Raw genomic sequence first — 10,717 nt, forward strand, 5'->3', positions numbered from 1 at the left:
TCAGTCATCCGCCGCGGCGCGTTGCAGGCGCGCGTAGGCCAGTTGCAGCCAGTCCGATCCCGCGACCGCCGTCATGGTCGCCCCGGCGAGCCGGGTCGCCTCGGGCGCGAACGCGAGCCCGGCGGCATAGGCGGTGGCGACCCACTGCGCGGTGCAGAACGGGCAGGTCAGCAGCTCGCCCACGGCGTGCCGGACGCCGTCCTTGTGCCGCACCTCCTCGGCCAGCTCGGCGGGCCCGGAGGTGCCGGTGTAGCGGGTGAACGGGGCGCGCAGCGGGCTGGTCACCGGATCCTTGGTGATCATCCGGGCGATCTTGTGGGTGGTGACGGTCATCAGCGCCAGGTCGCCGGGCCCCACGCGCGGCACCCGGCCCCCGCGGTAGCGGCGCACCAGCAGCGCCAGCGTCCCGGTGACCGCGCCGTAGACCGTCAGCGTGCCCAGGTAGGAGCCGAGCGGCCGGTCCGCGCCGGCGGCGTACTCGCGCTTCTCGGCGCGGGCGGTGTCGGCCACGGAGTTCATGCGTCTCCTTCGCGGTCGGTGCGGATCAGGCAGAACTCGTTGCCCTCGGGATCGGCGAGCACCGCGGTGAGGGTGCCCGAGTCGTCGAACGGGCCGCGCAGCACCCGCGCGCCGAGCCCGGTCACGCGTGCCACCTCGGCGTCCATGTCGGAGATCCACACGTCCAGGTGCATCCGGTTCTTACCCATCTTGGGCTCGGGGACGCGCTGGAGCAGCAGCCGGGGCCCCTCGCCCTTGGGGTCGTCCAGCCCGAGATAGGGCGGTTCGTAGGGATTGGGCCGGTAGTCCAGCACGGCGGCCCAGAACTCGGCCAGCTGTTCGGGTTCGGAGCAGTCGAGAGTGCACACCAATCGCATGGGGTGGGGCTTACCCGCTGTGACATGGCCAACCATCGGAGGTTGATCCGCTCCGAGCGGGTACCGGGCCTGGTGACGGCAGAACGTGAGCAGAAGGGGGAGCGCGATGACCGAGTACGATCCCGAGCGCCGGCGGACCTCGGGTCCGGAGGACGAGGGCATTCCCGATCTCCAGGACGGCACGCCGCAGCAGCAGTGGGCCGAGGACCCGCAGGAGATGCCGCTGCCCGGCGACGAGCCGGTCGCGCTGGACGACTTCGGCACCACCGCCGAGGAGGTCCGCGAGGGCGAGGGCCTGGACGGCCGCCTGGCCCGCGAGGAGCCCGAGCGGCCGCTGCCGGGCGACGAGCCCGCCCGCCCCGCCGGCCGCCTGGTGGAGGAGGACGAGGGCGTGCGGACCGACACCGAGAAGGACGCGGTCGCCTCCGACGTGGGCCCCGACGGGGGCGGTTACAGCGCCGAAGAGCGGGCCATGCGCGTCGAGGACGAGTGACCCCACGTGAAAGCGGCGGGCCTCCGGGAGGAGGTTCCGCCGCTTTCACGTAGGTGCCGCGTACCGCTCAGTGGTTGCGCAGCGCGTCCACGAGCTGCGCCTTGGTCATGCTGGAGCGCCCCTTGATCCCGATCTCGCGGGCCCGCTTCATCAGGTCGTCCTTGCTCCAGTCGGTGTAGGAGGACGACGTGCCGCCCCTGCGCCCGACCGTGGCGCTGCCCTCCTTGGCCTCGGCGTTGGCGATCCGCGCGGCCTTCTCCTTGCTGGCGCCCTCGTCGCGCAGCTTCTCGTAGGCCTTCTCGTTCTTGATCTGTGCCCTGGGCATGTCCCTCACTCCTTCCGTACCAGAGGCCCTACCCAGCCAGCGCGACTCACACATCGCGCCCCAGGTCACCCGACCCGCGTGAACGGCTCGGGCAGGTGCGGCGCGGCCAGGACGCCCCCGCGCTCGCGCAGCCGCTCCAGGAACGCGGCCCGGGTGGCGGCGGCGGTCGCGGCATCGTCGTCGTACACGTACCGGACCGCCGGATCGGCGAGCTGCACCGGATGCAACACGAGATCGCCCGACACCAGCAGCTGCTGATCGCCCACCACCACCGACTGGTGGCCGGGCGTGTGCCCCGGCGTCGGCACGATCTCCACGCCCGGCGCGAGCCGCACCGCCCCCGGCACGGTGTCCAGGCACCCGGTCTCGCGCAGCGGCGCAACGATCCGCTCGCGCATCGGCCCGTCCGCCAGCGCCGCTAGCTCCGTTTCCTGGACGAGGTGCCGCGCGTTGGGGAAGACCGGCTTCCCGCCCGCCACCGCCCCGCTCGCGTGATCGCTGTGCAGGTGGGTCAGCACGACCGTCCCGATCTCCGACGGCGCGACGCCCGCCTCCGCCAGCGCGTCCGGCAACCGTCCCGGCACCGGCGCCCACGACGCCGCGGGCGAGTCCACCGGCCCCAACCCCGTGTCCACCAGTACGTTCTCCCCACTCGGCAGCCGCAGCAGGAAGCAGTGGAAGTGCAAGATCCACTCCCCGGACGGCCCGAACACCGCCGGGACCTCGTCCCGCAACCGCTCCCAGGCCCCCTCCGCCGCCCCTGGAAAGGTCTCCGGAACCGGCCGCCGCAGGGCCTCGCCCATCGGCCCGACCGCGTCGCACAACGCCACGATCTCGATGCCCGCCACAACACGCGATTCAAGGTGCATACCGGCACGATCCCAGGATCGGCAACAATGGCGGGAGGGAAGGGGGCACCGTGCGCATCGGCATTCTCGGGCCGCTGGCCGTCCGCGACGCGGCGGGCCGGCCGGTCGAGGTCAGCGGGGCGCGCCTGCGCGCCCTGCTGATCAGGCTCGCCCTCGACCCGGGCCGCGCGGTGTCCGCCGACCGCCTGCTGGACGACCTGTGGGAGGGCGCGCCGCCCGCCGGGGGCGCCGGCGCGCTCCAGGCGCTGGTGTCGCGGCTGCGCAACGCCGCCGGGCGCGACCTCGTCGAGCACGGCCCCGGCGGCTACCTGCTGGCGGTCGACCCGGCCGAGGTGGACGCCGCCGCGTTCGGCCGCGCGGTCGCCGCCGCCCGCGCCGAGACCGCCCCCGCCGCTCGCGCCGCCGCCTTCCGCAAGGCCCTGGAACTGTGGCGCGGTCCGGCGCTGGCCGACGTCGCCGACGCCGATTTCGCCGCCGCGACCGTCGCCCGCCTGGAAGAGCAGCGCCTGGCCGCGATCGAGGACCGCGCCGACGCCGAACTGTCCCTGGGCGAGGCGACCGCGCAGATCGCCGAGCTGGAGGCGCTGGTCGCCGCGCACCCGCTGCGCGAGCGCCTGCGCGGCCTGCTCATGCGGTCCCTGCACGCCGCGGGCCGCACCGCCGAGGCCCTGCACTCCTACGAGCAGGCCCGGCGGATCCTCGCCGAACGCCTCGGCGCCGACCCGTCCCCGGAGCTGGCGGCCGTCCACCTGGCGCTGCTGCGCGACGAGCCCGCCGCGCCCGAACCGCCGCCCGCCGCGCCGCCGGAGCCGCGCACCAACCTGCCCGCCCAGCTCACCAGCTTCGTCGGCCGCGAGGACGAGTCGCGCCGCGTCGGCAAGATGTTGCGCGAGGCCCGCCTGGTCACGCTGATCGGCCCCGGCGGCGCGGGCAAGACCCGCCTGTCGGCCGAGGCCGCCGCGCCGCTGCTGTGCGACCAGCCCGACGGCGTGTGGTTCGTGCCGCTCGCGCCGGTGGCGGGTGAGGGGCCCGCCGTCGTCGAGGACATCGCCACCACCGTCCTGACCGCGATGGGCGTGCCCGACGCCGTCAAGACCGGCGAGACCTGGACCGGCACGCGCCAGCTCGACCGCCTCGCCGACGTGCTCGCGCCCCGCCGCGCGCTGCTGGTGCTGGACAACTGCGAGCACCTGGTGGAGGCCGCCGCCGTCGTGGTGGACCGGCTGCTGGCCGCCGCGCCCGGCGTGCGGGTGCTGGCCACCAGCCGCGAACCGCTCGGCATCACCGGCGAGTCGCTCTGCCACGTCCCGTCCCTGCCGTTGCCGCCCGCCGACGCCGACGCCGCCGAGGCGCTCCGCCACGCGTCGGTGCGGCTGTTCGCCGACCGCGCCGCCGCCGTGCGGCCCGGCTTCGCCGTGGACGACGAGACCGCCCCGCAGGTCGTGGCGGTCTGCCGCGCGCTGGACGGCATCCCGCTGGCGATCGAGCTGGCCGCCGCCCGGCTGCGCTCGCTCACCCCCGCCCAGGTCGCCGCCCGCCTCCACGACCGCTTCCGGCTGCTGACCGGCGGCAGCCGGGCCGCGCTGCCCCGGCACCGCACGATGCGCGCGGTCGTGGACTGGAGCTGGGAGCTGCTCGACGACACCGAGCGCACCGTGCTGCGCCGGCTGTCGGTGTTCGCCGGCGGCGCGACCCCCGAGGCCGCCGCCCGCGTCTGCCTGCCCGGCGGCGACCCCGACGAGGTCGTCGACGTGATCGCCGCGCTGGTCGACAAGTCGCTGGTGATGGCCGACGGCTCGGCCGCCGTCCGCTACCGGCTGCTGGAGACCATGCGCGTCTACGCCGCCGAGCGCCTGGACGAGGCGGGCGAGACGGCGCGGGTCCGCGCGGCGCACGTCGCCTGGCACCTGGAGCTGGCCGAACGCGCCGAACCCGAGCTGCGCCGCCACGACCAGCTCGCCTGGGCCGACCGGCTGACCGCCGAGCGCGACAACTTCAGCGCCGCCTTCCGCTACGTCGTGGACGCCCGCGACGAGGTCTCCGGGCTGCGGCTGGTGCGGGAGCTGCTGTGGTTCTGGCTGATGCGCGACCTGGAGCGCGAGGCCGGCGGCTGGGCCGTGGCCGTTTACGAGCTGGTCGGCGACACCGCGCCGCCCGGCCTGGAGGAGGAGTACGCGGTCTGCCGGTTCACCGCGATGATGATCGCCGAGATGGGCAAGGACGAGGGCGCGCGGCCCGACTCCCTGCGCGAGACGTTCCAGACCCTGTACGACCTGGTCCCCGTCGAGCCCCGGCACCCGGTGATGATCCTGATGCGCCCGCTGGCCCGGGTGTTCCTCGGCGGCAACGCCGAGGCGCGCGCGGGCCTGGCCGAGATCATGGACCATCCCGACCCGTGGGTGCGGGCCGCCGCGCACACCGGCGAGGCGATGCTGGCGATGAACGACGGCGAGGTGGAGCGCGCCGCCGAGCAGGCGCGGGTGGGCTACGAGGGCTTCGCCGCGCTCGGCGAGCGCGGCGGCAAGATCATGTCGTTGATCGCGCTGGTGCAGGTCGCGCAGGCCCGCGGCGACCTGGCCGCGGCCGTCCGGCACGGCGAGGAGGCGTACGGCTACGCGTCCCAGCAGGTCAGCCCCGAGCAGGGCGCGTCGATGCTGATCGAGCTGGCCCGGGTGCGCTCGGCGGCCGGCGACCCCGAGGGCGCCCGCCGCGACCTGGAGCGCGGCCTGCGCGAGACCGAGCGCATCGGCGACTACGCCAACACCGCGAGCGCCTACCTGTGGCAGAGCGAGTTGCAGCGCGGCGACGGCGACCTCGTCTCCGCGAGCGTCTCGCTGGGCCGCGCCCTGGAGCTGATCGAGCCGCGCCGCCACCGCGCCGACTTCATCCACGTGTCCGCCCTGACGCTGAGCAAGCTGGGCTGCCTGGCCGAGCAGCAGGGCGACCTCGCCGAGGCCCGGCGGCGGCACGCCCAGGCGTTCGAGGCGGCCGCCTCCGCCGTCATGTTCAGCAACCCCAACCTGGCCACGCTGGTCGAGGGCCTGGCGGCCTACCGCGCCGCGGAGGGCGACCTCGTCCGCGCGGCCGAGCTGCTGGGCCTTGCCCACCGCGTGCACGGCTACCGCGACCAGCTCAGCATGGAGGTGGACCGCACCGAGCGGGCGGCCCGCACGGCGCTGGGCGAGGACGCCTTCGCGGCGGCCTACGACCGGGGTCGGCAGGCCACCCGCGAGGACGCCCTCGCCCTCACCCCCTGAGCGGGGGTCACGCGCGGCGGTTGTACATGCGGATCGCGATCGGGAAGGTGACCAGCACGATCCCGGCCGCCCACGCCAGCGTGTACCAGACGTGGTTGCCGACCGGCCCGCCGGTCGTCAGCGCCCGCACCGCGTCGGCCAGGTGCGTCACCGGGTTGACCTTCGTCCACGCCTGCAACCAGCCCGGCATGGTGGAGGTGTCGGGCACCAGCACGCTGCTGCCGAACGTCAGCGGCATCACCCACAGGAACGCCAGCCCCTGCACCGTCTCCGGGCCCGGGGCCAGCAGCCCCACCAGCACCGACACCCAGCTCACCGCCAGGTAGAACACGTACGCCAGCGCGAACGCGCCCAGCACCGACAGCGGGTCGGTGTGGAACCGGAACCCCAGCGCCGTCCCGAACCCGACCAGGACCGTCACCACCATCAGGAACCGCACGGTGTCGCCCAGCACCGTGCCGATCAGCGGCGCGGAGCGGGCGATCGGCAGGCTGCGGAACCGGTCGAACACGCCCTTCTGGATGTCCTCGGCCAGCGCGGTGCCCAGGCCCATGGTGGCGAACATCGCCATCTGCGCGACCAGGCCCGGCAGCAGCTTCTGCAGGTAGGAGTGCGTGTCGCCGGCGACCGCGCCGCCGAACACGTACAGGAACAGCAGCAGGAACACGATCGGCATCAACGTCACGTCCAGCAGCTTCTCCGGGGAGTGCTTGAGCTGGGCGATGTTGCGCCAGGCCAGCGTCAGGCCGTGGCTCAGCGTGCGGCGCGGGCTGACGCGGCGGGGCGGCTCGGCCCCCGTCCGGACGGCGCTCGCGGTGTCGGCGGTCATGGTGCTCATACCAGGCTCCCTTCGGTGACGGTCTCGGTGGCGGCGGGCTCGGCGTGGTGGCCGGTGAGGGTCAGGAAGACCTCGTCCAGGCTCGGCATGCGCAGCGCCAGCTCGGCGGCGACCAGGCCCGCCTCGTCCAGCCGCCGCACCACCGCCGACAACACGGCCGGATCGCCGATCGGCGCGGTGACCAGCCCGGTGGCGGCCTGCACCTCCGGCCGGGCGCCGGTCAGGTCGGCCACGATCGTGGTGAGCTGCTCGACCCGGTACAGGTCGGCGGCGCGCACGGCCAGCGTCTGCCGCCCGGCCCGCGCCTTCAGCTCGGCGGAGGTGCCCTCGGCGATCACGTGGCCGTGGTCGAACACCGCGATGCGGTCGGCCAGCGCGTCGGCCTCCTCCAGGTACTGGGTGGTCAGCAGCACCGACGCGCCGTCGGCGACGACCTCGCGCACGGTGTCCCAGACCTCGCCGCGCGCCCGGGGATCCAGGCCGGTGGTGGGCTCGTCCAGGTAGATCACCTCGGGCCGGTTGATGAGGCTGGCGGCCAGGTCCAGCCGCCGCCGCATCCCGCCCGAGTAGGTCTTGACGGCGCGGCCGCCCGCGTCGGTCAGCGAGAAGCGCGCCAGCAGCTCCTTGGCCCGCGCCCGCGCCTCACGCCGGGAGAAGTCGAGCAGCCGGGCGATCATGACCAGGTTCTCGGTGCCGGTCAGCTCCTCGTCCACCGACGCGTACTGGCCGGTCAGCCCGATCTTGGCGCGCACCCGCACGGAGTCGCGCACCACGTCGTACCCGCACACCTCGGCCCGCCCGGCGTCCGGCTTCAACAGGGTCGCCAGCACCCGGACGGCGGTGGTCTTGCCCGCGCCGTTCGGCCCGAGCACACCCAGCACGGTGCCGCGCCGCACGGTCAGGTCGACGCCGTCCAGCGCCTGAGTGTCGCCGAAGCGCTTGCGCAGCCCCTCGGCCCTGATCACATCGCTCATGTGGTCTCCTTCGTCGTCGCTGAGACCACTGTCGGCGGGCGCGCTGACACGGCGCTGACGCCCGCCGACATATCGCCGACACCTCGCCGTGAGCGGCGTCAGGAGCCCTTCCGACCAGGGCGGACGCCCGCTACACCTCCCGGACGGCCTGCACCGCCAGCAGTTGCGTGCGCAGGGCGTTGCCGGGCGGGGGAGGGACGAAACCGGGCACACCGGTCAGCCCGTAGGAGTGGTCGGCGAGCCGGATCCGCACCTTGCCGACGCCGGGCCGCACGACCAATCGCAGCTCGAAGCCGTCCCGGCCGGGCGCGACGAAGTACAGCCCCTGGTCGAGCAGCTCGGCGGCGCGCCCCGCCACCCACGCCCGCAGCACCCGCGCCGACGTCTCGTCCACCTGCACGTGCACGGCGGCGGCCCCGCGCGGCGAGGTGATCCGGACGCGTAACGTGCGCTCACCACCGGCGGTGCGGTCCTCCAGCACCTTCAAAGCCGGGGCGGGCAGCGACGTCGCCGGGGCGGGGTCGGTGGCCATGGGTGTCTCGGGGTCGTAGGGCCACTCCCTGCCCAGCGGCTCAGCCGCGCCCCGCACGTAGCGCCGCAGCCACGCCGTCGGGCTCCGGTCGGACGACGCCCACCGCGCCGTGCCCGCGTCGGCGTCCCGGATGTAGATCAGGTTGCTCAGCCGGGGATGCGCCCGGTCGAACCGGTCAACCGCGACACCGCACCCCGCCAGCACGACCACCACCAGCGCCGCCGCCACCGGGACCAGGAACCCGCGCCGGTGCGGCCAGCACATCTCGATCTGCGGCAACACCAGCACACCGGCCAGGACCACCAGCGGCAGCGCCTGCACCGCGCCGCCCGCCAGCCCCACCCAGTACGACGGCGGGACATAGGAACACAACAGCAGCGCCGTGGGAAGCAACCCCACCGCCAGGACCACGGCCCGCGCCGCCGACCCCTCCCCGAACCGCAACGCCACCAGCCCGCCGAGCGCCGCGCCCAGCACCGGCAACGCCAGCACATGCGACGCCCCGGGCACCAGCAACGCCGCCACCACACCCAGCACCGCGCACCAGGCCATCCCGCCCAGCGCCAGCGCCGCCGGGCCGATCCACCGCCGCACCGCCCCGTACCAGGCCAGCACGATCAGCACGCCCAGCGCCGTGACCGCCCACCGCAACAACAACGCCCGGTGCGGATCACCGTTGGACATGTCGGCGTACCCGGGCCGCAGCGCCGTCAGCACCGGCCATACCGCCAGCCCGGCGCCCGCCGAGACCACGACCGGGACCAGCGTCAGCCCGAACGCGGCGACCATCCTCGGCACTGAGGCCAGCCGACGCCGCCGCACCAGCCATCCCAAGGCCAGCACCGCCACCAGCCCCGCCCCGGCCAGCGGGAGCGCCCATCCCACCGGGTAGTGCACCAGCAGATCACCGGGCAGGCCGAAGTAGACGGCATCGCCCGCGCCGTCGAGCACCGCCAGGTCGGCGTCCCCGGCCGTCCGCGCCATCGCCAGCATGTTGACGCCCATGTGCTGCACCGACGCCCGCGACAGGTGCGCCGGGTCGTCCAGGGGCGTGTGGTAGTTCACCCGGCCGTCGACCAGCGCGGTGTCCAGCGCGTCGAACCCGGCGTTCCGGAAGACCCGTACATCGGTGTCACCCGGAGCCAGCGCCTCCAGCGCCGCCGACACCGAATCGCCCGCCGGATGCGGCGCTCTCGCAAGCCACCCGATCATCGGGGCGTTGCCTTGGGAGGTCCGGTACATCATCGCCGGTCCCTTGGAGCCGGCCGCCTCGTAGTTGAACACGACCCGCCGCCCCGCGCGACCCAGCGGATGCGAGGTGACGAACGCCTCAGCACCCATCAGCCCCGCCTCCTCCGCATCGGTGATCAGCAGGACCATGTCGTTGCGGAGTCGCTTCCCCGACGCCACCAGCGCCCGCGCCGTCTCCAGGACTGCCGCGACGCCCACCCCGTCGTCGGCCGCGCCACGCGACCCCTGCGTGGCCGAGTCGTAGTGCGCCGCCAGGAAGACCCGACCGGTTGGAGCCGTCCCAGGAATCACCGCGACGACGGAGGAGGCCCGCGCCGCGTACCCCTTCAACTCACCCGCGCCCCGCCCCACGCCCTCGTGCAGCTCGGGACGCAGACCAAAACTGCGCAGCTTCGCCACAACGGAGTCGCGCACGCGCACGTTCTGGGACGTCCCGCTGGGATGCGGCTCACGCGCCAACTCGCTGACGTGAGCGAACGCCCGCGTACCGCTGAACTCACTCGGCGCGGCGTCCCGGGCCGCTGGCGGCCGCAGATCCAACACCGACACCAGCGCCACCACGAACAACAGCAGCAAGGTCCCCGCACCCGCGAGCACCCGCTGGCGCGGCTCGGCCAGAACACTCACCATCGTGCGGTCCATGTCCGCAGTGTCCGTGGAGCCGTCCTTACTGCGCTCTCACCACGACGTGGCGGGGAAGAATGATGACCCTCACTGTGTTGGCACCCCGGAGACCCCGGTTGGTCGGCCGTCTGACGGCCGCGCGTGTCGGAGCGGGTTAACCGCCGCTGACCAGGAGGTTTCCGGGAGGGTGCGCGAAGGTGGCCGCGCTGATTTGACGGGCCCCCTCGCGTTACCTAATGTTCTTCCTGCCCCGAGGGGATGCGGGACGCCGAGAGGCGGACGGCCCCGGGGAAGCCACTGAGGGAAAAACGGTTCGAAGCTTGCTCCGAGTCGGGTTACTCTGGAGTGGACAGCCCAGACGGGATGCAGGACGCCGCAAGGTGGCCGGCCCGAGGACACCTCCGCAAGACCGACACAGGCGATCTTGATCGTCTGCTGATGGTGTGCGGCGGGTTGGGCGCGGACCTGAAGATCGACTCAACTGGGTCGCTTGACAGGAACGAAGAACCCGGTAAGCTTGAAGGGTTGCCCCGGAGCGGGGCTCGCGAGTAGCGGGTCAAGCGCGGTGGGTGTCCGTTTCTTGAGAACTCAACAGCGTGTTAAAAGCCAGTGCCTTTATAGACCAGGCCAATGCGCCTGGTCACCCCGTGCTGATGCTTTCGGGTGTCGGCAGGGATTT

At 73.8% G+C, this 10,717-nt stretch carries 9 protein-coding genes; 2 read left to right on the plus strand and 7 right to left on the minus strand.

The genetic code is table 11. The features are described 5' to 3' along the window. Together AH6_RS40160 and AH6_RS40165 are read right to left on the minus strand one after the other, a co-directional pair. On the minus strand, positions 1 to 519 hold the full coding sequence (locus AH6_RS40160) for a DUF1360 domain-containing protein (RefSeq protein WP_067491389.1): 519 nt from the start codon (positions 517 to 519) through the stop codon (positions 1 to 3). Next, complete coding sequence (locus tag AH6_RS40165; RefSeq protein WP_067491390.1) at positions 516 to 875, minus strand: VOC family protein; 360 nt, start codon at positions 873 to 875, stop codon at positions 516 to 518. The genes AH6_RS40160 and AH6_RS40165 overlap by 4 nt, the downstream gene beginning before the upstream one ends. A gap of 106 nt (positions 876 to 981) precedes the next feature. Between AH6_RS40165 and AH6_RS40170 the strand changes: the two genes are divergently transcribed. Continuing rightward, positions 982 to 1,368 carry a DUF5709 domain-containing protein gene (locus tag AH6_RS40170; RefSeq protein ID WP_067491392.1) on the plus strand — a complete coding sequence of 129 codons (387 nt, stop codon included), beginning with the start codon at positions 982 to 984 and terminating at the stop codon, positions 1,366 to 1,368. A 67-nt stretch (positions 1,369 to 1,435) separates the two neighbouring features. Here AH6_RS40170 and AH6_RS40175 read toward each other — a convergent pair whose 3' ends face one another. Continuing rightward, on the minus strand, positions 1,436 to 1,693 hold the full coding sequence (locus AH6_RS40175) for a DUF7218 family protein (protein WP_067491394.1): 258 nt from the start codon (positions 1,691 to 1,693) through the stop codon (positions 1,436 to 1,438). 65 nt (positions 1,694 to 1,758) lie between these two features. After that, positions 1,759 to 2,562, minus strand: a complete 804-nt coding sequence (locus tag AH6_RS40180; RefSeq protein ID WP_067491396.1) for an MBL fold metallo-hydrolase — start codon at positions 2,560 to 2,562, stop codon at positions 1,759 to 1,761. A 50-nt stretch (positions 2,563 to 2,612) separates the two neighbouring features. Between AH6_RS40180 and AH6_RS40185 the strand changes: the two genes are divergently transcribed. Next, positions 2,613 to 5,819 (plus strand): AfsR/SARP family transcriptional regulator, encoded by a 3,207-nt coding sequence (locus tag AH6_RS40185; protein WP_067491398.1) that lies wholly within the window; start codon positions 2,613 to 2,615, stop codon positions 5,817 to 5,819. A 7-nt stretch (positions 5,820 to 5,826) separates the two neighbouring features. Here AH6_RS40185 and AH6_RS40190 read toward each other — a convergent pair whose 3' ends face one another. The 3 genes from AH6_RS40190 to AH6_RS46885 form a co-directional block, all read right to left on the minus strand. Further along, positions 5,827 to 6,657 (minus strand): ABC transporter permease, encoded by an 831-nt coding sequence (locus AH6_RS40190; protein ID WP_245679686.1) that lies wholly within the window; start codon positions 6,655 to 6,657, stop codon positions 5,827 to 5,829. After that, positions 6,654 to 7,631, minus strand: coding sequence for an ATP-binding cassette domain-containing protein (locus AH6_RS40195; protein WP_067491400.1), 978 nt, complete (start codon positions 7,629 to 7,631; stop codon positions 6,654 to 6,656). The genes AH6_RS40190 and AH6_RS40195 overlap by 4 nt, the downstream gene beginning before the upstream one ends. Before the next feature lie 130 nt (positions 7,632 to 7,761). Then, the gene (locus AH6_RS46885; RefSeq protein ID WP_067491402.1) at positions 7,762 to 10,056 is read right to left on the minus strand and encodes a M20/M25/M40 family metallo-hydrolase; all 2,295 of its coding nucleotides are present in this window, start codon (positions 10,054 to 10,056) and stop codon (positions 7,762 to 7,764) included. Positions 10,057 to 10,717 lie beyond the last annotated feature (661 nt).

Source organism: Actinomadura hibisca NBRC 15177 (assembly GCF_001552635.1).
Classification (GTDB): Bacteria; Actinomycetota; Actinomycetes; order Streptosporangiales; family Streptosporangiaceae; genus Spirillospora; species Spirillospora hibisca.

Coding starts and splice junctions, on each gene's coding strand:
- AH6_RS40180 (WP_067491396.1), bottom strand. CDS start 2,562: ATGCACCTTGAATCGCGTGTTGTGGCGGGCATCGAGATCGTGGCGTTG.
- AH6_RS40170 (WP_067491392.1), top strand. CDS start 982: ATGACCGAGTACGATCCCGAGCGCCGGCGGACCTCGGGTCCGGAGGAC.
- AH6_RS46885 (WP_067491402.1), bottom strand. CDS start 10,056: ATGGACCGCACGATGGTGAGTGTTCTGGCCGAGCCGCGCCAGCGGGTG.
- AH6_RS40175 (WP_067491394.1), bottom strand. CDS start 1,693: ATGCCCAGGGCACAGATCAAGAACGAGAAGGCCTACGAGAAGCTGCGC.
- AH6_RS40165 (WP_067491390.1), bottom strand. CDS start 875: ATGCGATTGGTGTGCACTCTCGACTGCTCCGAACCCGAACAGCTGGCC.
- AH6_RS40195 (WP_067491400.1), bottom strand. CDS start 7,631: ATGAGCGATGTGATCAGGGCCGAGGGGCTGCGCAAGCGCTTCGGCGAC.
- AH6_RS40190 (WP_245679686.1), bottom strand. CDS start 6,657: ATGAGCACCATGACCGCCGACACCGCGAGCGCCGTCCGGACGGGGGCC.
- AH6_RS40160 (WP_067491389.1), bottom strand. CDS start 519: ATGAACTCCGTGGCCGACACCGCCCGCGCCGAGAAGCGCGAGTACGCC.